23 protein-coding genes are annotated in these 20,889 nt (G+C 70.1%); 7 read left to right on the top strand and 16 right to left on the bottom strand.

Annotated features, from left to right (window positions below):
- The 10 genes from ACGFNP_RS15280 to ACGFNP_RS15235 form a co-directional block, all read right to left on the bottom strand.
- Entirely contained in the window at positions 1–741 is a 741-nt protein-coding gene (locus tag ACGFNP_RS15280; protein ID WP_358334596.1) for a methylated-DNA--[protein]-cysteine S-methyltransferase, read from the bottom strand.
- Positions 738–1,307 (bottom strand): RNA polymerase sigma factor, encoded by a 570-nt coding sequence (locus ACGFNP_RS15275; protein WP_393318812.1) that lies wholly within the window; start codon positions 1,305–1,307, stop codon positions 738–740. The genes ACGFNP_RS15280 and ACGFNP_RS15275 overlap by 4 nt, the downstream gene beginning before the upstream one ends.
- Positions 1,308–1,621: 314 nt before the next feature.
- On the bottom strand, positions 1,622–1,951 hold the full coding sequence (locus ACGFNP_RS15270) for a DUF1416 domain-containing protein (RefSeq protein ID WP_393318809.1): 330 nt from the start codon (positions 1,949–1,951) through the stop codon (positions 1,622–1,624).
- The gene (locus ACGFNP_RS15265) at positions 1,951–2,790 is read right to left on the bottom strand and encodes a sulfurtransferase (RefSeq protein WP_358334587.1); all 840 of its coding nucleotides are present in this window, start codon (positions 2,788–2,790) and stop codon (positions 1,951–1,953) included. Before ACGFNP_RS15265 ends, ACGFNP_RS15270 begins: the two co-directional genes overlap by 1 nt.
- Entirely contained in the window at positions 2,787–3,218 is a 432-nt protein-coding gene (locus ACGFNP_RS15260; RefSeq protein WP_393318806.1) for a DUF4395 domain-containing protein, read from the bottom strand. The genes ACGFNP_RS15265 and ACGFNP_RS15260 overlap by 4 nt, the downstream gene beginning before the upstream one ends.
- Positions 3,219–3,395: 177 nt before the next feature.
- Positions 3,396–3,839 (bottom strand): thioredoxin family protein, encoded by a 444-nt coding sequence (locus ACGFNP_RS15255; RefSeq protein WP_358334581.1) that lies wholly within the window; start codon positions 3,837–3,839, stop codon positions 3,396–3,398.
- A 28-nt stretch (positions 3,840–3,867) separates the two neighbouring features.
- On the bottom strand, positions 3,868–4,677 hold the full coding sequence (locus tag ACGFNP_RS15250; RefSeq protein WP_358334997.1) for a zf-HC2 domain-containing protein: 810 nt from the start codon (positions 4,675–4,677) through the stop codon (positions 3,868–3,870).
- The gene (locus ACGFNP_RS15245) at positions 4,677–5,189 is read right to left on the bottom strand and encodes a sigma-70 family RNA polymerase sigma factor (RefSeq protein WP_214642240.1); all 513 of its coding nucleotides are present in this window, start codon (positions 5,187–5,189) and stop codon (positions 4,677–4,679) included. Before ACGFNP_RS15245 ends, ACGFNP_RS15250 begins: the two co-directional genes overlap by 1 nt.
- Before the next feature lie 37 nt (positions 5,190–5,226).
- A complete protein-coding gene (locus tag ACGFNP_RS15240; RefSeq protein ID WP_214642144.1) occupies positions 5,227–5,892 on the bottom strand; it encodes a DUF2993 domain-containing protein in 666 nt (221 codons plus the stop codon).
- A gap of 73 nt (positions 5,893–5,965) precedes the next feature.
- Positions 5,966–6,217, bottom strand: coding sequence for a MoaD/ThiS family protein (locus ACGFNP_RS15235; RefSeq protein ID WP_358334577.1), 252 nt, complete (start codon positions 6,215–6,217; stop codon positions 5,966–5,968).
- A gap of 175 nt (positions 6,218–6,392) precedes the next feature.
- Here ACGFNP_RS15235 and ACGFNP_RS15230 point away from each other — a divergent pair, with 175 nt between their 5' ends.
- From ACGFNP_RS15230 to ACGFNP_RS15220, 3 genes are all read left to right on the top strand, one after another.
- Positions 6,393–7,079, top strand: coding sequence for a response regulator transcription factor (locus tag ACGFNP_RS15230; RefSeq protein ID WP_358334575.1), 687 nt, complete (start codon positions 6,393–6,395; stop codon positions 7,077–7,079).
- 273 nt (positions 7,080–7,352) lie between these two features.
- Positions 7,353–10,673 carry a tetratricopeptide repeat protein gene (locus ACGFNP_RS15225; protein WP_393318801.1) on the top strand — a complete coding sequence of 1,107 codons (3,321 nt, stop codon included), beginning with the start codon at positions 7,353–7,355 and terminating at the stop codon, positions 10,671–10,673.
- Between the two features lie 83 nt (positions 10,674–10,756).
- Positions 10,757–11,146 carry a hypothetical protein gene (locus tag ACGFNP_RS15220; protein WP_358334570.1) on the top strand — a complete coding sequence of 130 codons (390 nt, stop codon included), beginning with the start codon at positions 10,757–10,759 and terminating at the stop codon, positions 11,144–11,146.
- Between the two features lie 56 nt (positions 11,147–11,202).
- Here ACGFNP_RS15220 and ACGFNP_RS15215 read toward each other — a convergent pair whose 3' ends face one another.
- The 4 genes from ACGFNP_RS15215 to ACGFNP_RS15200 are packed head-to-tail and all read right to left on the bottom strand — an operon-like array spanning position 11,203 to position 13,785.
- Positions 11,203–11,910 (bottom strand): hypothetical protein, encoded by a 708-nt coding sequence (locus ACGFNP_RS15215; protein ID WP_358334567.1) that lies wholly within the window; start codon positions 11,908–11,910, stop codon positions 11,203–11,205.
- Between the two features lie 25 nt (positions 11,911–11,935).
- Complete coding sequence (locus ACGFNP_RS15210; protein ID WP_393318797.1) at positions 11,936–12,340, bottom strand: glutaredoxin domain-containing protein; 405 nt, start codon at positions 12,338–12,340, stop codon at positions 11,936–11,938.
- Between the two features lie 10 nt (positions 12,341–12,350).
- Positions 12,351–13,220, bottom strand: coding sequence for a hypothetical protein (locus tag ACGFNP_RS15205; protein WP_358334562.1), 870 nt, complete (start codon positions 13,218–13,220; stop codon positions 12,351–12,353).
- Positions 13,213–13,785, bottom strand: coding sequence for an RNA polymerase sigma factor (locus tag ACGFNP_RS15200; RefSeq protein ID WP_393318794.1), 573 nt, complete (start codon positions 13,783–13,785; stop codon positions 13,213–13,215). The genes ACGFNP_RS15205 and ACGFNP_RS15200 overlap by 8 nt, the downstream gene beginning before the upstream one ends.
- Positions 13,786–13,940: 155 nt before the next feature.
- On the opposite strand from ACGFNP_RS15200, the gene ACGFNP_RS15195 reads away from it, so the two are divergent.
- From ACGFNP_RS15195 to ACGFNP_RS15180, 4 genes are all read left to right on the top strand, one after another.
- Positions 13,941–15,320: an FAD-dependent oxidoreductase gene (locus ACGFNP_RS15195; protein WP_393318791.1), complete on the top strand. Its 1,380-nt coding sequence runs from the start codon at positions 13,941–13,943 to the stop codon at positions 15,318–15,320.
- A gap of 46 nt (positions 15,321–15,366) precedes the next feature.
- Positions 15,367–16,515, top strand: coding sequence for an NAD(P)/FAD-dependent oxidoreductase (locus tag ACGFNP_RS15190; RefSeq protein WP_393318788.1), 1,149 nt, complete (start codon positions 15,367–15,369; stop codon positions 16,513–16,515).
- Positions 16,516–16,630: 115 nt separating this feature from the next.
- Entirely contained in the window at positions 16,631–17,833 is a 1,203-nt protein-coding gene (locus ACGFNP_RS15185; protein WP_393318785.1) for an FG-GAP-like repeat-containing protein, read from the top strand.
- Entirely contained in the window at positions 17,820–19,454 is a 1,635-nt protein-coding gene (locus ACGFNP_RS15180; RefSeq protein WP_393319685.1) for an RHS repeat-associated core domain-containing protein, read from the top strand. Before ACGFNP_RS15185 ends, ACGFNP_RS15180 begins: the two co-directional genes overlap by 14 nt.
- Before the next feature lie 97 nt (positions 19,455–19,551).
- Here the strand turns inward: ACGFNP_RS15180 and ACGFNP_RS15175 are convergent, their stop codons facing one another.
- Together ACGFNP_RS15175 and ACGFNP_RS15170 are read right to left on the bottom strand one after the other, a co-directional pair.
- On the bottom strand, positions 19,552–20,154 hold the full coding sequence (locus ACGFNP_RS15175; protein ID WP_393318782.1) for a cadmium resistance transporter: 603 nt from the start codon (positions 20,152–20,154) through the stop codon (positions 19,552–19,554).
- Complete coding sequence (locus ACGFNP_RS15170; protein WP_358334542.1) at positions 20,151–20,855, bottom strand: TetR/AcrR family transcriptional regulator C-terminal domain-containing protein; 705 nt, start codon at positions 20,853–20,855, stop codon at positions 20,151–20,153. Before ACGFNP_RS15170 ends, ACGFNP_RS15175 begins: the two co-directional genes overlap by 4 nt.
- Positions 20,856–20,889 lie beyond the last annotated feature (34 nt).

Genomic DNA, 20,889 nt, shown 5'->3' with positions numbered 1-20,889 from the left:
TCAGGCGGCCAGGGCGGGCTTGCACGTACGGCAGGGCCGGTAACCGGCCTCCTGAGCCTGAGCGAGGCTGCGGAAGCCGTGCCGGTGTGCCGAGGTGATGCGCCTGGCGTTGTGGCAGGTCGGGAAGCACACCACACCGGTGGTGTCGCTGGCCAGGTAGAACACCCTCTCCCGCGCCAGCCCGCGCAGCGCGTCCAGGTCCACGCCCTCGGCCAGCAGCAGCCGCTCCTTGGCCGTCCCACCGAACACGTAGTCGCCCGCCACCCCGTCCGACCTGGTCACCCGGTGACACGGGACGAGCAGCGGGACCGGGTTCGCGCCCAGCGCCGCGCCCACCGCGCGCACCGCCTTGGGCCTGCCCACCTGGGCCGCGACCCAGGCGTAGGGACGCACTTCGCCCCGAGGGATCGTCCGGGCGGCGAGCAGGACGTCGCGCTGGAAGTCGCTCAGCTCCCGCAGGTCGAGCGCGATCCCCGAGGACCGTCCGGTGCGCAGTGCGGGCACCAGCCCGGCGGGCGGGCGGTCGGCGGGCAGCAACGGACGTCCGGCGCGGGCCCTGAAAGCGGCGGCGAAGCCGTCGCCCAGATGAACGTAGGCGATGCCCTGGTCGGTGAACGCGACGGACACCTCCCCGATCGGAGACGGCGCCGTCACCCAGCGCGCGGCGATCCGGTCGAGCAGCCCGTCGGGCGCGTCCGTGGCGAGGGCCGCGAGTCCGGCGAGCAGCGGATCCTGGGTCATTGGGCACCTCCTGGTGTGCCTAGTGTGCGCAGTCGCTTCAGTCCCCGCGACACGTGCGACTTGACGGTGCCCTGCGGAACCCTGAGCACCGTGGCGATCTCACTGACCGGCAGATCGACGACATGCCTGAGCACGACGGCCGCCCGCTGTTCGTCGGGCAGCATGCCGAGCAGTTCGGCGAGCTCGTCACCGGTCTCACGCCGTGCCGCCGCGTCCTCGACGCTCTCCTGTGGATCAACGGTGTCGACCGGCTCCTCACGCAGATCGGGTGGCGGCTTGCGGGACTTGGCGCGGGCGCAGTTCCGCCAGATGTTCAGCAGAATGGTCAGGAGCCACGCCCGCGGTTGCAGGGCGGCGATCCGGTCCCGTTCGTATCCGGCCATGGCCCGGTAGGCACGCAGGAACGTCTCAGCGGTGAGGTCCTCGGCGTCGGCCCACCGGCCACTCAGCCGCAACGCGGTCGAGAACACCACGCCGCGATAGCCGCTGAACAGCTCGGCGAACCCCTCATCGAGGTCGTCGAGCAGCGCCTTCCGCACCGGGTCGAGGCAGTCGATGTCACTCACACCAGGTAGAACACCGCCGTCGCGGATTCGGTTGCACACTTGACCGGCCATGGTCTCACCGTCTCGTCACGGCGCCCGGCCCCGTGCGGGGTCAGCGGCCGTATTCCTGGAGGCCCCCGGCCCCGTGCGGCGGGTGGCGGCCTGCCTGGCCGTGCCGTAACAGAAAAAGAGACAGAGACGCTCCGCAACCGGCGGAAAAGCCCCAAAAACCGCCACAGCCGCCACCGCGACAAACGAAAGGACCCGCGCCCGAAGTCGGACGCGAGCCCTTTCATGCGCCCAGGAGGACGCGAGCCTCTTCTAAAGCAGCCGGATCAGACGGCCACGGCCAGCTGGGAGACCTCGCCCAGCCTCGCCTCGACCTGGACGTCACGCGTGACACCGCCGCCGGCGATGATGCGCACGGTCCAGTCGCCCGGTGCGGCGAAGAAGCGGAACACGCCCTCGTCCGACACGACGACTTCGCCGGTGAACTCGCCGGAGTGGTCGAGCAGCCGCGCGTACGCGGTGCCGGCGCCCGTCACGACGCCCTGGATCACGGCCTGGTTGGCCAGATCGATCCCCGCGGGCAGCGCGATGGTCTGCTCCGGAGCTCCGCAACCCGGTGCGGCCTGTGTGGTCTGTGCGGTCTGAGTGGTGCTCATCAGCGGGCCTCCCCCAACTCGATCGGCACGCCCACGAGCGAGCCGTATTCGGTCCACGAACCGTCGTAGTTCTTCACGTTGGCCTGGTCGAGCAGCTCGTGCAGCACGAACCAGGTGTGCGCCGAACGCTCGCCGATGCGGCAGTAGGCGATCGTGTCCTTGTCGAAGTTGACCCCCGCGTCGCCGTAGAGCGTGCGCAGGTCATCGTCGGTCTTGAACGTGCCGTCGTCGTTGGCCGCCTTGGACCACGGGATGTTGCGAGCGGTGGGCACGTGGCCCGCGCGCTGCGCCTGCTCCTGTGGCAGGTGGGCCGGGGCGAGCAGCTTGCCGGTGAACTCGTCGGGAGAGCGGACGTCGACCAGGTTGAGCTTGCCGATCGCGGCGACCACGTCGTCGCGGAAGGCGCGGATGGCGCTGTCCTGCTCCTGGGCCACGTAGGAGGTCTTGGCGCGCTGCGGCACGTCCCTGACCAGCTCACGCGAGTCGAGCTCCCACTTCTTACGTCCGCCGTCGAGCAGCTTGACGTTGTCGTGGCCGTAGAGCTTGAAGTACCAGTAGGCGTAGGCGGCGAACCAGTTGTTGTTTCCGCCATAAAGCACGACGGTGTCGTCGTTGGAGATGCCGCGCTCGGACAGCAGCGTCTCGAAGCCGGTCTTGTCCACGAAGTCACGGCGGACCGGGTCCTGAAGGTCCTTCTGCCAATCGACCTTCACGGCGCCACGGATGTGGCCCTTGTCATAGGCACTGGCGTCTTCGTCGACCTCGACGAGGACGACGCCGGGGGTGTCGAGGTTGGCCTCGACCCATTCGGCATCCACCAGGACGGCGGAGCGGCTCATTGGGGAACCTCCAATTTGGCGGCGGGCAGTAGACGGCGAATCAGCAGATACGTTTCGCAGCCAAGGCAGAATCCGAAGGCTGCGTTGAGGAAAGCGGCGAGGAGAGCCGCGGCCGTGGCCACGAGGGCCAGCGGCGTGATCCCGGCGAGGTATCCGACCAGGCCCGCGACCGCGAAGACCAGCCCGACACCCTGCGCGAAGCGGGGCGGGCGGGCGTCTTCTGTCTCCTTCGGAGCGCTCTTGACGAGCACCTTGAAAAGCGTCCCGTACGGCGAGCGGTGTGCCACGCCGAGTGCGAAGACCAGCGCCTGAGCGGCGAGCAGCACGAGGGCAGCAGCCGACCAGACGCTCCCCGTCACCAGGACGAGGGCGAGGACCACAGTCGTAATGGTCGCGCTGAAGCGCAGCGCTCTAGGGTCGGCACGCATCGAAGGATGCTCCTGAAGGGGGTCGGATTGGGGCGGATCGGAAGTCCGCGCGAGACCGTCCTCAGGCAGCGCGACAGAGCGCGGTGGCGACGCGGCAGAAATCAACCGCGCGCCGCTTCGTCAGCAGCTCTGTCGATGGGTTCATGGCGATGACACTACCCGCCGTCTCGCCATCTGTCACATGTCGTCCGGGTTTTGAGACGAAACGTGAGACACGGCCCCTGCCAGAGCGGCGAGGACGTCCGCCTTGCGGGGCTGGCCAGAGGCCCTTTTCACGATGTTTCCCGAGCTGTCGAGGACCAGGACCGTCGGCGTACGCATGATGTCGAGCCGCCGGACGAGATCCAGCCGCGACTCGGCGTCGATCTCGACATGCGCCACGCCGGGCACCAGCTCGCTGACGTCGGCCAGCACCCGCCGGGTCGCCCGGCACGGCTGGCAGAAGGCCGTCGAGAACTGCACGAGCGTCGCCCGCTCCCCCAGGTCCGCACCCAGATCGGCCATGACCAGACGGTCGTCCGCCTGAGCCGTGTCGCGCACCCTGCCGTCGCGGCGCAGCCGTACCACCCCGATCACCGAGCCGATCGCCAGCGTCGCCAGCGCCACCCATAGTCCTGTCATCCACTGCTGCAACCTCGGGCGGACCGGATTACTTCCGCGTCGGGACCGGAATCTTGACGAGCACCCTGCCGCCCGTATCGACGATCTCGAACCTGGCGATGTGGTTCATCGGGATCTGGGTCTGGCGGGGGAAGACGGCCTTGTCCGTGTAGGTCTCGCGGTCGACCGTCCAGCTCTCGGTGGAGTCGCGCTCGCCGCCCCTGCCGACCACCACCAGCCGGCACGTCGTGCCGATCGGCAGGCCCGTGACCCGCACCGCCAGCTTGGTCACGTCGTCGCCGGGGAAGGCCGCCACGGTCGCGTAGTAGCCCTTGGCCTCGTTCTCTCCGGGGAACTCGCGGCCGGGCGTCGTCGGGCTCGCCGATGGCCTCGGGGTCGGCCGCACATCGGACTTGCGCTTCGCGGTCGCGTCACTCGGCGCGCTGTCCTGCGCGGAGAGCGCCGAGTTCTCCTGGGGCGCGGCCGGCGCGGCGGTGGTGGCGGGCGCGGCGGCGGAGGTCTGGTGGGCGTTCGACTGCTGGGCGGCCGTCCACACCGTGCCGCCGACCGCCATCACCGCGACCGAGGCGGCCACGGCAAGCAGCGCGCGACCCCTCCTCCGGCGCCGGGCGCGGGCGTTCAGCAGCCGGTCGAGCACCTGTCGCGGGGGGCTGGCGACCAGCTCGACGTCGCGCTCCGACACCTTGCCGAGGAAGGACGCGACGCCCTCCAGGTCCAGCAGTTCGGCTCCGCACACCTCGCAGGTCGCCAGGTGGACGTCGATCTCCATCGCCTCTTCGGGGTCCAGCGCGCCGAGCGCGTGCGCGCCCAGTGACAGCCGTACCTCCTCACACGTCATCACGGCGCCAGCCCTCGCTCCTCGAGCGCGAGCCTGAGCGCGCGCAGCGCGTAGTAGGTGCGTGACTTGACCGTGCCCGGCGGGATGCCCAGCGTGGCCGACGCCTCCTTCACCGATCTCCCCCGGTAGTAGACCTCCAACAGCACCTCACGGTGCTCGGGCCGCAACGCCGCCAGCGCCTCGGCCACGGCCCACGACTCGACCGCCCGTTCCAGCTCGTCGTCCGCCGGAAGTACGGCGAGCGCCTCATCACCGGTCTCCGGCGGGCGGGACTTACGGGCGCGGTGCTGGTCCACGACGAGATTACGGGCAACCGTAAACAGCCATGCACGAATCGGGCGGCCGGTGAGGGCGTCAGGATGCCGCCAGGCCCGCAGCAGCGTTTCCTGCACGACGTCCTCCGCTCGTCCCGAATCGCCCGTGAGTCGCAGCACGTATCCGTAAAGTGGCCCAGCGTGCTCGTCGAAGAGGGTCTTGACCAGCTCCTCGTCGGCGGTGTCTGCTGCAGTCACACCCTCATCACGTACGGCGGGGCTGACCGGTTCGAAGTCATCCACGGAGCGGCACGTCAGACGCTTCGGCAGCGAACTCCAATCCTTCGGCCACGCTCTTCACTCCTGTCACCTTCACGTCGAACGGGAGCTTCCCCTTGAACGGGATCGTGTACGTCACGAACTGCGCGAGCGCGGCGGGCACACCCTGGATCTTCTCCGCCTGGAGCTTGATGCCCCCGTCGGTGACCTGGACGCGCAGCTCCGCGTTGAACTTCACCTTGCTCACCCCTACCGTCACCTCACCCGACGCGACGAGCCGCTGGCCGTTCCCGGAGATCTTGACGCCCTGCGGCGCGTACTTGTCGATCGTCGCCCTGGTCAGAGTGCCGCGGACGGTCAGGCGCCCGGCCCGGACGTTGGCTCTGTTCTGGAGCACGTCGGCCAGCGGGGCGGTCACGTCGTAGGCGACGCCCTGCAGGTTCTTCACCGGAACTCCCCCGTAGGTGAGAGTGCCGAGATTGAACCGTACCTCTGGATACCTTCCGGAGACTGCCTGTGTGAGAAATGGGATGCCCTCAATAGTCACCGTTGGCGTGCTGTTGAGGTCGGCTGCGGCACCGATCCGGTTGGCGAGGTCGCGCTGCACTCCGGCGACCGCCACTCGATCGACGACGGCGAGGAGAACGACCAGCACGATCAGGAAAATGATCAGTTTGCGCATCGGACATCCTTCTCACAACGGGGGATCATGAGCTTATCGACTGGGATGCCTCATTCCCCGGCCAAGCGTCCGATCACCCCCCGGCGAAGGGCGGCAGCACCTCGACCGTCGCTCCGTCGCCCAGGATCACCTCCTCATGGGCCCGCTTGCCCACCGGCGAGCCGTCGACCAGGAACGACGAACGGCCGACGACGCGGGCCAGCTCGGCACGATTTTGTGTGATTTTGGTCATGAGTTCACCAAGTGTGACCGCGTCGAACGGCTCCTCGGCGACTCCGGCCGCCTCTTTCGCCGCGGCCCAATAACGTACCTTTCCCGTGGCCATGGCCACCTCACATTCGTCTCAGCTCCATTGTGGGACCGCGTTAACATCCGCGACCCATCGTTTACGCTGTTCATCTGTTGGACGCGCAATGGACGCGACGTTCGCGTGGGATATCCTCGCCTACAGGACCTGGGCGATGAAGCCCCCGGGTCCTTGTGTGTTTGAGGAGGCCGATATGAGCAACCTGCTCCTGCTGACCAACGCCCTTGAGCCATCCGCCGAGGTGCTTCCGGCACTGGGGTTGCTGCTCCACTCGGTCCGCGTCTCGCCGGCCGAGGCGTCCGCGCTGATCGACACGCCGCCCGCGGACGCGGTTGTGGTCGACGCCCGAAAGGAGTTGGTGCAGGCCAAAAGCCTGTGCCGGTTGATCCGCACGACGGGCATCGACTGCCCGCTGCTGGTGATCGTCACCGAGGGCGGGCTGGCCGCGATGACCGCCGAGTGGGGTGTCGACGACGTGCTGCTCGACAGCGCGGGGCCGGCCGAGGTGGAGGCGCGGCTGCGCATGGCCATCGGCCGGACGACCCAGGCCGAGGATGTTCCGGACGAGATCCGCAGCGGCGATCTGTCCATCGATGAGGCGACTTATACGGCGCGGCTGCGGGGGCGGGTGCTCGATCTGACGTTCAAGGAGTTCGAGCTGCTCAAATACCTCGCGCAGCATCCGGGCCGCGTGTTCACCCGCGCCCAGCTGCTGCAGGAGGTCTGGGGCTATGACTACTTCGGCGGCACCCGGACAGTCGACGTGCACGTCCGGCGGCTGCGCGCGAAGCTGGGCACCGAGTACGAGTCGCTGATCGGCACGGTCCGCAACGTGGGCTACCGGTTCGTCCCCGACCGCACGGAGCCTGCCCACGCGTGATCTTCCCCGCACAGCGGTTGACAGGTGCGATCCCCAGGGTTCCACTGATGTGACAGGACGGCCCTTGGCGGTCGTGTCGCTGTCATGTCGTGTGGGCTGTTTCGTCGCGGACACCGCCGTCCCGAGGGGGGTGGTGTCGGGGTGGGGATCTTTCGGTCGCTCGTCGAAGAAGGCGCGCGGCCCCGGATTTTCCGGCGTAACGAAAATATTTGCTCTGTATTGCGGCCCGCCAACCGAGTATTTGTCATCGATTACGGCTATGCGCGGGAATATTTGGCGGGCGGCGAGCGCGAAGGCATTCACGATCTGCGCGCCGACGGTGATCTCGTCGGCGAATTGGCGTTCTGGAGCCCGGCCGAGCGGGTGCGGATCGACGCGCTGACCGAGGTTCGGGCGTGGCCGATCGATGTGCGGACGTTGCGGGAACACGCCGCGGCCAATACGGCTGTGGCCATGGCGTTGGTGCAGGAACTGTTCGCCAGGGACGTCGCCGCCCGCAGGCACGAGGCGCTGGCCCGGGCGCCCGTCGCCGCGCGGCTGGCCGTGTGGCTGCTGCACCTGGACGAGCGTTACGGGCTGGCCGGCGAGTCGGCGCCGCCCCTGTCCATGGAGACGCTGGCCGATCTGGTGGGCAGCGCGCCCGATGTGGTGCAGCGGCAGCTCACTCAGTGGGTTCGGCGGGGCTGGCTGGTCCGGCCCGGGTACCGGCGGCTGCGGATCTCCGACGCGGTGGCGCTGCGCGGCGTCGCCGGGGCCTGGGAGCACTTGTCCGCTCCCTGGGAGGGGCGGGTCACCCCGTTCCTGACCCGGCCGGGCGCGCCGGTCGAGGCGTTGCCCACCGGGGAGGTGCCCCGGCCCGCTCAACTGCCCGCCGACGTGTCCGACTTCACCGGGCGGCAGCAGAGCCTCGACCTGCTCAGCTCATGGCTGGAACGGCCGCGCCGGCCGAACACGATGGTCGTCCAGGGGTTACCGGGCGTGGGGAAGACGGCGCTGGTCACGCGCTGGGCGCACCAGCAGGCGCGGCGGTTCCCCGACGGGCAGATCGTGATCGACCTGCGCGGCCAGTCGCCCAGCCAGCCGCCCATGACCCCGGCCGAGGCGCTCGGGCAGATCCTGCGCTCGCTCGGCGTCGGCGAGCAGATGCCCGCCTCCGACGAGGCCGAGCTGATGCTGCTGTACCGCAGTCGGCTGGCGGGGCGGAAGCTGCTGCTCATCCTGGACAACGCCGCCGACCCGGCGCAGGTGCGGGCGCTGCTGCCGGGCAGCAAGGACTGCGTCGTGCTGGTGACCAGCAGGACTAGGATGGCCCCGCTGCGCGCCACCGGACACGCCGACCTGATGGACCTGTCCGTGCTCGATCCGGGCAACGCCGTCGCGCTGCTGGTCGCGGTCCTCGGCGAGGAGTCGCCGCGGGCCGCCGACCGTGACGCGCTGGCCGAGCTGGCCAGGGTCTGCTCGTACCATCCGTTCGCGCTGCGCATCTCGGCGGCCAAGCTCGCCGAGGACCCCGGGCTCAGCGTCGAGTCGCGGGTACGCGAGCTGCGCGGGCCCGACCGGCGGCAGCCGCTCTCCGGCGACCCGGAGGACGCCTTCCGCTCCGCGCTCGACCTGGCCTACGAGTCGCTCACCCCGCCCCAGCGGCGCGCCTTCCGGCACGTCGGGCTGCTGCCCGGTCAGGACTTCACGCCCGAGGTCCTGGCCGCCGCGCTCGGCACCTCCGTCGGCGAGGCGGTGATCGCGGTCGAGGGCCTGCACCGGGCGTACCTGATCGAGCCGATGGCCGGGCCGCGCTATCGCGTGCACGACCTGGTCAAGCGGCTGGCCAGGGAGCTGGGCAGGCACGCGGAGGCCGGCGTGCGCGAGGCCAGGGTCCGGCTGCTCGACCACTACCTGGGCATGGCGACCGACCCGGCCACGCCGCGCGCGTGGTTCGGGGCCGAGCGCCGCCCGCTGGTCTCCGTCGTACGGCTAGCGGAGGAGACCGGCGCGCACCACGCCGCATGGCGGCTGGCCGAGGCGGTGTTCGAGCCGTTCAGGCGGTTGCGTTACTACCAGAACGACCTGGAGATCCAGCAGATCGGGCTCAACTCGGCGGCGCGGATCGGCGACCGGCGGGCGATCGCGCTGATGCGCAGCCATCTCGGCTCGATACACCGCGACATCGGCCCGTCCACCCAGGCCGCCCGCTACATCGGCGAGGCTCTGTCCGACTTCACCTCGCTCGGCGACCGCGTGGGCCGGGCCCGCGCCCTGAACGACCTGGCCGAGGTACACGGCATCGCCGGCAACAGCGAGGACGCGCTCAAGTGCGCGGGCGAGGCGCTGGAGCTCTATGAGGAGATCGGCGACCTGGCCGGGGTCGCCGACTGCCTGCACTCGCTGTCGCGCCTGCACCTGTCCCAGGAACGGCACGAGCTCGCGCTGCACCACGCCGGGCAGGCGCTGGAGGTACGCGAGCAGCTCGGCGACCTGCACGGCACCGCCCAGAGCCTGATCATCCTGGCCCGGGTCCAGCACCACCTGGGCGAGCTGAACGCGGCCCTGTCGGAGGGTCTGGAGGCCCTGGCGATCTGCCATGACCTGGGCGACGAGCACAGCGAGGCCGAGACGCTGCTCTGCCTGGCCGAGATCTACGACTCGCTCCGGCTGCCGCACGACGCGCAGCGCGACGCCGAGCGGGCCCTGGCCGGGTACACGGCCACCGGCGACCAGCACGGCTGCGGCCGGGCCCTGTGCGCGCTGGGCCGCATCGCGCGCAACGGCTCCCGTTACGACGAAGCCCTCGAACACTACGAGCAGGCGCTGGCCGTACAGCGGGAGCTCCATCACGAGCAGGGACGGGCCGAGACGCTCGGCGACATCGGGCTGGTGCACTGGCGGCTGGCCGACTACCTGCGCGCCGACGACTACCTCAACCAGGCGCTGGCCATCAGCCGGGAGATCCGCGACCTGCCCGTGGAGGCCCGGATGCTCAACCGGCTGGCGCGGGTACGGCGGCGCCAGGGGTTGCCGCAGGTCGCGTTCGTCCACGCGCTGGAGGCGCTGGACCTCGTCCAGGGCATGGGCAACCGCCGGGCCGAGGCGGACGTCCAGGAGACGCTCGCCTACACGTACCTGTCGCTGGACCGGCACAAGGACGCGCTGCGCGCCGCCAAGGCGTCGCTGGAGATCCGGGAGGAGGTACGCGACAACAAGGCCAGCGCGCTGCTGTCGATCGCGCAGGCCCTGCACGTCGCGGGCAAGACGGCCGCCGCGCTCGAGTACGCCAGGGAGACGGTCGAGTTGCAGAACGAGAGCGCCACCAAGGACCGCTGGGCGGCGGCGCTCACCACGCTGGCCATGATCCTGCTCGACCTGGACCGGCCCGATGAGGCGCTGACGTTCGCCTCGCAGGCCAGGGACGTGCATCTCGTCTGCGGCACCCGGCGCGACCTGGGCTGCGCGTTGCGGGCCATCGGCCTGATCGCCCACCGGGCCGGCGACCGGGCCGAGGCCGTGGCCAACCTGAGGGAGGCGGTACGCATCCTGGAAGAGGTGGGCGATGTCTTCGAACTCAAGAAAGCCTCCGCCGAACTCCGCCAAATGTCGTAAATTTTGCGACCTGAGGTCGCAGATCTTGACCGGGCTCCTGCCGTTAGCTGGTACCACCAGCTACTCCAACGGAGGTGAACCGGATGCTCAGAAACCAGCCGCGTCGAGACCTGCGCTGGCTCAGTCGGGACCTGCACTGGCTCAAGCGACAGGCGCGCAAGGACCGGCGGATCACCGTCTCCGTGCTGACCGGAGTGCTCGCCTTCTGGTACCGGCAGCTCTCCCCGGCTGACCCGATGCCCGCATCAGGACCGCTGCTGGCCCTCTCACTCGGCCTGGTGACCGCGTCGGGGGCGGCCTGGCTGGTGTCGGCGTACTTCCTGGCCATCACGGCTCGGCCGCAGCGGGAGCCGGTCGAGGTGTTGCGGCGGGTGTCGCGGATCTCGCGGGCCAAGGAGTGGGCGTTCTGCTCGCTCAGCGCTTATGTGGCCTGGCATCTGCTGCAGTTCGTCACCGCGCTGCTGGTGCGGTAGGCGCTGTCCGTGGGGCCGCGCGGTGGCCTTGGGCCGCGCGTGCGGGCCGGTGGGCGTCAGCGCGGCTCGGGGGCGCGCGCCGGCGCCCACCTCAGCGGGACCCGCTCCAGTGTGTCCAGCCGCACGCCGGTCCCGGTGTGGACGGCTTGGACGATCTCGGCCGCGCCGAGCTCCGCGACGCCGATTGGCAGGTCGGCCCGCTCATCGCACCAACCGACGATCGCCTCGGCCGTGGCGACGGGCACGGGCTCGGCGAAGTGGACGAGGCTGACGTACCAGCGATCACGCACACGGGCGTGTTCGAGGTCGCGCACCCCGCGAGCGGCCAGCCCGTGCGCGAACCGCTTCTGGAGGGTGACCAGCGTGTCGTCGGCCGGATGTCCGCAGGCGAGCACCCCACCCGCATGGGGACTCACCCCCCGCAGCTCCACCCGGACCGGCGGCAACCCCGCGGCCGCCTCCTGCAGAGCGTCCACGTAAGCCCGCCGGAGCGGATCGTCCGCGGGGATGACGGACCGGTAGGGCTCCAGGGAACGCAGTGTGACGTGCAGGCAGTCCGCGCCGTGCGCCCAGTGCCCTGGGCCGGCTACCGTGCCCGCCTGCTGGGCCAGCTCCACCAGCCGGTCGAGCACCGTACCGACGGGCCGCAGGATCGTGGTGGCTCCCCAGCGAGCCGCTCCCTCCACCATCGGCCGGTCGTAGGTGGCGCGGCCCGACAGGAGGGCGGCGCGTCCGGCGGCGAAAAAGGCGGTGAAGTCGGACATCCGGGCAGTATGCCAGGACCCAGGCCTATTTCCGCGAGGAAGGGCCCTGAGACAGCAGGTGCGGGGCATCCGTCCTGATCGCCGCAAACAGCCGGCGCTTCGACGGGTTCACCATCGCCTTTCCGGCCACCGTCACGGTCGGCACGGTCTCGTTCCCGTCCGCGACCGAGCGGACGAACGCCGCCGCATCGGGGTCTCGCCAGATGTTCACCTCGGCGTGCCGCAACCGCGTGAAGCGCAGCCGCATGCGCAGCCTCATGCAGTACTTGCAGCCGGGCCGCCAATAGACGACCACACCCGTGCGATCGGCCAGCCCGTGCGACGTCGCCCGATCCCGGCGGGGCAGGTTCGCGATGATCATCCACGCCAGGTAGAGGGCGAGAACGGAGATCCCGGCCACGGAGAGCACGCTGGAGATCACGGAGGACATACGAGAAGTATCATTCAGCGGGGAGCTGGTCTGTCCACTCGGCGTCGATCGTCACCCCGCCGTCCTGGCTGGAAGCGATTCCTCCGGTGAGGAGAGCCCAGACGGGCGTGTTGCGGACCCTCGCGGTGTTCGGGTCCACGACCACGGTTTCCAGACCGTGAGCCATCGGAATCTGCAGGCGTCGCCCGCCGTCGGCCTCACCGAGGTCCACGACCCCCGGCCGCGCGGCGAGCGCTCGGTAGGCGGCCGCGCGGACTTGGGGCGAGACCGGCGCCTCGCTGATCAGCGAGAGCAACGTCTCTACGGCGAAGCCGTCCTGCTCGGCGGCGCTCGGCACGCCCGCGCTGGTGCGGACGTCGGCTTCGGCGACAGCCGACCGTAGCCGGGTGTACAGGGCGTTCTCGTCGTCAGGCAGCCGCCGCAGCTCATCGAAGCGCATGCGCAGCGGCCCTACCGCGAACGGCATAGGCTCTCCGGGGAACTTCAAGAGCCTGCCATCGCCTTTCAGCCCCTTGCCTTTGAGCCAGAACTGACCGTCTCGCCGGTACCAGTACTGCTCCAGCGGATGCCCCTCGTGGGTGATGGTGATGTGCCAGTACGTCCCGGAGCCCTCGGGAGTGCGCTCCGCGGTGGCGGCGGCGACGAGCAGAACGTCCCGCCCACTCTCGATCGATGGCGGAGAGTCGCCGAAACGGCTGGACGCGATCACGAGTGCGGCGGCAGTGGCCGCGGCGGCCAGGGGGATCAGGAACCACCGTGCCCGTCGCTTGGGAGCGTGGCGGCCCATGTCGGCCCGCAACTGCCGGCGCCGCCGGGCGACCGTCTCGGGGGATGGGTCGGGCTTGGCGAGCAGGGTGCCGATCTCGCGTAGGTCATCCATGGTTGTCCTCCTTGGCCATCTCACGGTGGATCTTGTTCCGAGCACGGTTGAGCCGGGAGCCGACGGTTCCGTAGGAGACGCCGAGGGCATCGGCCACCTCCTGGTGTGTGAGCTCCGCCAGGTAGATCAGCGTCAACACGTCGCGCTCGCCCCGATTGAGCGCGGCCAGGCCCCCGGCCAGGCTGGATCTCATGTGTTGTGCCATGACCGAGTCGACCACGCGCTCCTCGTGGCTGTCGGCGGGAGGTTCGGCGCTCGTACGAGCCAGTGCCCGGTAGTGGCGGGCTTCCTTGCGCCGGTGGCGGGCGATCAGGTTCGTGGCGATGCCGAACAGCCAGGGCCGGATCCCTCCACGGGCGGGATCGAAGCGCTCCCGGTCGCGGAAGGCCAGGCAGAACGTCTCCGCCGCGATGTCCTCCCCGACCTGGACGTCCAGGCGGCCGGCCGCGTACAGGTACACCTCGCGGAAGTAACGGTCGTAGACGGCCGTGAACTCCTCCGCGTCCAGCCGGAAGCGGGCGACGAGTTCGTCGTCGTCCTCTTGCTCGCGCGTCTCCGTCGTCACATCTTCACCCTCCTGCGAACGGTTGTCCCCCTCCCTTCGCCGCACCCCGCTAAGGCTTTCCCGCGGTCCTGTCCGACATAAGAGGACACGGACGATGACAGCGGCGAGCCCGGTGATGACAGAGATCTGGCAGTACGGGCTGGCACTGTCGCGCCATGACCGAGAAGACGAACGTTCTCATCGTCGGCGGCGGACCCACCGGGCTCACTCTCGCCGTGGATCTGGCCAGGCGCGGCGTCGACTGCCGCATCGTGGAGCAGGCGTCGGAGCCCTCCGGCGGCTCCAAGGGCAAAGGGCTGCAGCCCCGTACGCAGGAGGTTTTCGATGATCTGGGGGTGATCGACCGGGTTCGGGCGGCCACGACGCTCTATCCGCCGCTGCGGGTGAGAATCGGCAGGGTGCCGGTGTACCAGGGCCGGATGCACAAGCTCACCGCCCCCACGGACGCGGTGCCGTACCCGATGGTGATGATGCACCCGCAGTGGCGTACCGAGGCCGTGCTGCGTGAGCGGCTGGCCGAGCTGGGCGGAAAGGTGGAGCAGGGCGTCGAGCTGACCGGGTTCGAGCAGGACGCGGGCGGGGTGACGGCCCGGCTGGGCACCGGGGAGACTCTGCGGGCGGACTACCTGGTGGCGGCCGACGGCGGCAAGAGCCGCGTCCGCAAGGCGCTCGGCATCGGTTTCACCGGGCAGACCCGCGACGAGGAGCGAATGGTCCTCGGCGACGTGCGGATCGAGGGGCTCGGCCGGGACCACATCCATGTCTGGGTCCGGCCTGACAAGGGAATGGTGGCGCTCTATCCGATGGCCGGCACCGACACCTTCCAGATGCTCGCCCCGCTGAAGCCGGGCGTTGCGCCGGACCTGACGCTGTCCGGTTACCAGCAGATCTTCGCCGAACGGTCGATGCTGCGCGGGGTTCGGATCACCGAGCTGCTGTGGTCGTCCCTGTACCGGGTGAACATCCGCCTGGCCGACAGCTACCGGTCCGGCCGGGTCTTTCTCGCCGGGGACGCCGTCCACGTGCACTCGCCCGCGGGTGGGCAGGGGCTCAACACCGGCGTGCAGGACGCCTACAACCTGGGCTGGAAGCTCGCCCGGGTGCTCGCCGGCGCTCCGGAGGCGCTGCTCGACACGTACGAGGAGGAGCGCCGGCCGGTTGCCGCCCGCGTGCTCGGCCTCAGCACCGACCTGCACGACAAGAAGTCCTACAAACGCGACGAGGAGACCCATCAGCTGCTGGTGAGCTATCGGGGCGGCTCGCTGGCCCGGCGCGGCGGGGACCGGGTGCCGGACGGCCGGGTGCGGCTGGCCGACGGCAGCGAGGCGCGGATGTTCGACCTGTTGCGGGGGACGCATTTCACGCTGCTGTCGCCTGATCCCGCACCTCTTGTGGTGAACGGGCCGGAGGTGCGGGCGTACGAGCCGGCCGAGCCGTACGGTGACGAGCGGCATACGCTGGTCAGGCCGGATGGCTATGTGGGGATCTCGACCTCGTCGGCGGACGAGCTCGCTGATTATTTGGCGATGGTGTAGGCGTTCCGCGAGCGGCCCACGCCTGCTCGAATAAGTGAGGAGACACATGGCAGACCAGACCGCGGCTCAACGGGTCGTCGTCCTCGGAGGCGGCATCCTCGGCGTGTCCACCGCCGTGCATCTCGTACGCGGCGGTGCCGAGGTCGTCCTGGTCACCGAGGCGGAACTGGCCAGCGGGGCGTCGGGACGTTCGCTGTCCTGGCTCAACTCGGCGGGGACGCGGTCCCCTTCGTACCATCTCCTGCGCCTGCTCGGCATCGACCGCTATCGCACCCTGTTCGCCGCCGACCCGGCCCGGAAGTGGTTGCGCTTCGACGGCGGCCTGTGGTGGACGACCCCTCACAGAACCGAGGCGGTCCGCGCACAGCACGCGCACGAAGTCGCGAACGGCTATGAGTCACACCTCGTCGACCGCGCGGACGTCGGCCGCCGGGTCGCCGGCGTCCAGGCGGGGCCGAGCGGGCAACTCGCGATCCACAATCCGGGCGAGGGCTGGGTGTCCCTCCCCCACCTGATCCAGGAGCTGGCGGACGAACTGGTCCGCCTCGGGGGGCAGATCGTCACCGGCGCCGGGCATTGCTCGGTGACGGTGCGGGACGGCCGCGCGCGAGGAGTGACCGGCGCCGACGGCACGTCATGGCGCGGTGACGCCGTCGTGGTCGCCTGCGGCGCGCAGACGCCGGCCGTGCTCGCGGACCTCGGCGTGGAGCTCCCCGACGGGTCCCCGCTGTCCATGCTCGTCATCACCGAACCGGTCAGCACCGAGGTCACGACGGTGCTGAACACTCCGCGCGCGGCGATGCGGCCCAATCCCGGGTCGACGTTCGCGATCGACCACAGCTGGTACGAAGATCACATCGTCGAGCACGAGGACGGCACCTGCTCGATCGACGAGATCTACGTCAAGGAGCTCGTCGCCGAAGCGTCCGCCCTGTTCGACGGGGACATCTCGCTTGAGGCGGCCTCGTGGAAGCTCGGGCGCAAACCCGTGCCGGGCGACGGCCAGCCGGTGTTCGGCGAACTCCAGGCGGTGCCCGGCTGCCATGTGGCGTTCACGCACTCCGGCGCGACGCTGGGACTCATCGCCGGCGAGCTCACCGCGTACGAAGTGCTCACCGGCGCCAGGCACCCGGTCCTGAAGGACTTCCGCCCCGAACGCTTCACCGGAGCCCGGAAGGGCTACCGCGTTCGTTGACAAGGTGTATGCCGTTGGGTGCAGGGCGTTTTCCACCCTGTGGCTGACGCCCTGACCTCCTCGTCCTGGATATCTTCGCCGGGGTTCAGTCCCTGTCTAGGCGGAGGTCGGATCAATGGCCCGTTATCGTCCGCTCGTCTGGTTATGCGTCCTCGCGACGATCGCGTCCGAGACCGTGACGGGCCTGGCGCCCGCCGCCGCGCCCTGTACAGCCGCCGACCTGTACACCCGCCGGGTGGCGGCGCCTGCCACCGCCACGGCCGGGGCCAGGTTCGGCGCGACGGCGGTGAGCGGTGACTTCAACAAGGACGGCTACGCCGACGTGGCCGTGGGCGCGCCCCAGGACACCGTGGGAGGTGTGGCGGGCGGGAGCGTCACGGTGTTCAAGGGGTCGGCGAACGGCCTGGTCACGCCGGGCACCCGGATCACGCAGGCCAATGGGGTCGGCGGCATTGAGGCGGGTGACCGGTTCGGGGCCGCGCTGGCGGCGGGCGACTTCAACAAGGACGGGTACGCCGATCTCGCCGTGAGCTCGCCGGGCGAGGCGGTCGGCTCGGCGGCGAACGCGGGCTCGATCGCCGTCTTCCCCGGCGGCTCGGGCGGGCTGTCGAACGGCAACTGGTACGACCAGACGACCGGCGGCGGCGGCAACGAGGCCGGTGACAACTTCGGCGCCGCGCTGGCGGCGGGCGACTTGAACGGCGACGGCTACGCCGACCTGGCCATCGGGGTGCCGGGTGAGGTCCCCTACCAGGAGACCGCCAAGGGCGGGGCCGTCTTCGTGTACAAGGGCTCCTCCAGCGGGATCGTCGGGGGATGGACGGCCAAGCAGGAGGACGCCGGCGGCAGTACCGAGGCCGGTGACCGGTTCGGCGCCGCGCTCGCGACCGGCAACGTGACCGGCAGCTCGCACGCCGACCTCGTGGTGGGCGCGCCGGCGGAGGCACCGGGGTCCGACCCGGCAGGCAGTGGCGCCATCTACGTCATCCCGGGGGCCGCGTCCGGCAAGGCGGCAGGCTTCGGCCTGACGCAGGAGGGCAACGGGGGCGGCAACGAGGCCGACGACAACTTCGGCACCGCGCTCGCCGTCGGCAACTTCGACAAGGACGGCTACGCCGACCTCGCCGTCGGCGTTCCTGGCGAGGTGCTGGGCGCCGACCTGAAGAGCGGCTCTGTCGTGATCTTCCCTGGCGCCGCGAGCAAGCTGGGCACGGCCTTCTGGCTGCAGGAGGCCGGGGCGGCCGAACAGGCGACGTCGGGCGACAGGTTCGGGGCCGCGCTGACGACCGGCGACGCCCGACCGGCTGGCCACGAGTGACGGCGCGCGCCTGTCGTACTCGGGGACCGGCGACGAGCCGGCAAGCGACGGGACGTTCCGCTACGCCCGGGGTCCCGCGGAGGAGCTGCTCGCCTACGGCCAGGGGTCCGGCGGGCAGGTCGCGCTCGCCGACAAGCACGGCGACCAGGTCGGCGGCTTCGTCCCCGGCGCCGCCCTGTCCGGCCTGGACGACTCGGCCGCCTATGATCCCTTCGGCAGGGTCACCGCGAGCCGGGGCGGTGTCCCACCCGTCGGCTTCCAGGGGGACTGGACCGACCCCGGCACCGGGCACGTCGACATGGGCGCCCGCTGGTACGACCCGCAGACCGGGACGTTCGACAGCCGCGACGACCTCACGCTCGACCCGCTGCCCGACTCCGTCGCCGGCAACCGCTACACCTACGCCGACGCCGGGCCACTCGACGCCGCCGATCCCTCGGGGCACTGCAGCACCCGGACCGGGTGGACCTCCGACTGCTGGTCGGCGTTCCTGGAGATGCTGCGTACCTGCCAGAACCTCACGCCGCTCGGCCAGCTCTACAAGATCTACTACCTGATGGGCGGATCCGCGTACTTCTGGATGCCCCCGCCGTGGGTCTGGTTCGGCGGCGGCTCCGGAGGTTCCGGCGGCTCAGGCGGTGGGAGTGGCGGGAGCGGCGGGAGCGGCTACAACGGCCCGACTCCCGCTCAACAGGCGGCGGCCGCACGGGCCCGCGCCATCGCCGCTGCCCGCGCCAGGACGGCGGCGGCCAAGCGCAGGGCCGAGCAGGACGCGAAGAAGAACGTCCGCAAGATCAAAGAGGGGCTGCGCCGTCCCCGATACGCCGACCCCAAACAGCGCATATCCGATGGCATCCGCCGCCCGGCCACCGTCACCGACGGCACCAACGACGTCGTGGGCGACACCACCCGGTCGCTGTGGCGGATGCACGACCGGGCCGTGCGCGACGCCGGACCGGTGATCCACCCGACCACCCCGGCGGCCCTCGCGCCGCCCGAGGCGCTGCCGGTGAACGTGCCGGACGCCGCCGGTGCACCGGCCACCGAACCGGTCAAGGTGGTGAAGGCGCCCACGCCCGAGCCCGCCACCGACGCGCTGGGCGGTGGCGCCCAGCCTCCTGGTTCGCTGCGCGTGGCCGGCGACATGTGCGACGAGGACGAGATCCTCACCTCGGTCGGCTGCGAGAGCCCGCTCGACACGCTCAAGCGCGTGGTGAACAACCTGCGCGACCACTTCACCAAGAACCCGGACGACATGCGCCGGTACCTGAGCCAGCCGGAGATGGACGCCGCGCTCAACCCGAAGGGCGGATTCCTCGGGCGGATCAACGTCGGCAAGGCCGTGGAGCGGGCCGCCGCCAACCACCCCGACATCAACCAGCACTTCTTCACGGTCACCGGCAAGGACATGCCGGACTTCGTGGCCATCAGGACGCTGCGCATGTACGAGGTGACCACTAACACGCCGAGCGCCTTCTTCAGCCACGTGAACCGCGGCTACGTCGACCCCACCCAGTACGTGCCCTACGGTCAGGTGCCCTTCGGAACCGGGCTGTTGCCGCGATTGCCGCAGCCCGGCATGGTGGAACCGAAGTTTCCCTTCCCGAAGGCAGGACCATGACCGTCACCCGGTGATGCGCAGGCGAGCGCCGTTCACCGTCTTGGCCGTCTCGGCGGGGCGGCGCTGAACGAAATGTTGATCATCCGCCTTGACTGATTCAGCGGCGGAAGGCGCCGCCTTGGATGAGGATGAGCAGGCCGAGCGCGATCAGGACGATGGGCAGGAGGAGGTGGCCCCATCGGCTGAGGGCCTCGGCGATGACGGGCCGGGTGGCGAAGAACCTGCCCGCCAGGCACCACACGGCCACCAGAACAAGGAAGACGACCGCGTAGACGCTCATCCCTCCGAGACCGGCGGTGGCGAGGACGGGGACGTAGACACCGATGTTGTCGCCGCCGTTGGCGAAGGTGACCGCGGCGACCTCCAGTGCCCTGGGGCCGCCTGTCTTGGTCTGCTCGTCGTCGGCGTGCTCGCCGTTGACGTGGTCGCGCCATGCCTGCCAGGCGGCCTTGAGGCCCAGGGCCAGGGGTAGCAGGCCGAGGTAGGGGATGACGCGCTCGGGCAGGAAGGTGGCGCCGAAGGCGGCTGCGGTGGCGACGGCGAGGATGGCGGTGAACCCGAGGTACTGGCCCAGGATGATCCGCGAGGTGGCGCCGCGGTGCCCGGCCCCTTGGGCGAAGAACAGGGCGAGGATCACGATGTCGTCGATGTTGGTGACGGCGAACAGGCCGGCGGCCTGCCCGATGATGCCCACGTTCACGAGGCGAGGCGGGCGGCGATGCCGTCGAGGACGTGTTCGAGCCCGGTCTCGAACTGCCATTGCAGGTCATCCTTGCGAGCGCCTTCACGGACGTAGCGTTGGAACGCCGGATAGCGGCCTGTGTTCAACAGCCAGGTCATCTGTGCGGAAAGCCCCGCCCGGGTCTCGTCGCCGCTGGTCCAGCCTCGATCGTCCATCAGTTGCCGTAGACCGATCTCGGCGCCGGTGGCACCGTGCACGTAGGCGGCGACAGTGCGGAAAACGGTCATTGCCGTGTCAACGTCGAGGTTCAGGCTGTGCAGCGCGCCGAGCGCTCGCTCCGTGAGGGCCATCCGGTTGGGCGTCAGCTCGTACACCATCTGCGAAGCGGAGAGCCGGGTGAGCCAAGGGTGCTTCAGCACCAGGGCGCGAACGCCCATGGCCAGTGCGCGCAGGGTCTCCCGCCAACCGGCACCGTCCGGGAGATTCACCTCGCCGTAGACGAGGTCGACCATCAGCTCCAGGACATCGTCCTTGCCCGCCACGTGACGGTAGGCGGACATCGGAGCGACGCCCAACTCGGTGGCGAGGCGTCGCATCGTGATGGCGTCGAGCCCCTCGGCGTCGGCGATGGCCACCGCTGCCACGGCGATCCGCTGGGCGGACAGGGCCTGCCGTGCCGCGGTAGCGGTCTCTTCGAGCCGCTCCCAAAGGGATGTCATGCCGCTTCCTCTCTGATGAGTACAACGTATTTTA

Origin of the sequence: Nonomuraea sp. NPDC049269, from assembly GCF_043197155.1 — a bacterium.
Taxonomy (GTDB): Bacteria; Actinomycetota; Actinomycetes; order Streptosporangiales; family Streptosporangiaceae; genus Nonomuraea.
This window is presented reverse-complemented; position numbering and strand designations above follow the sequence as displayed.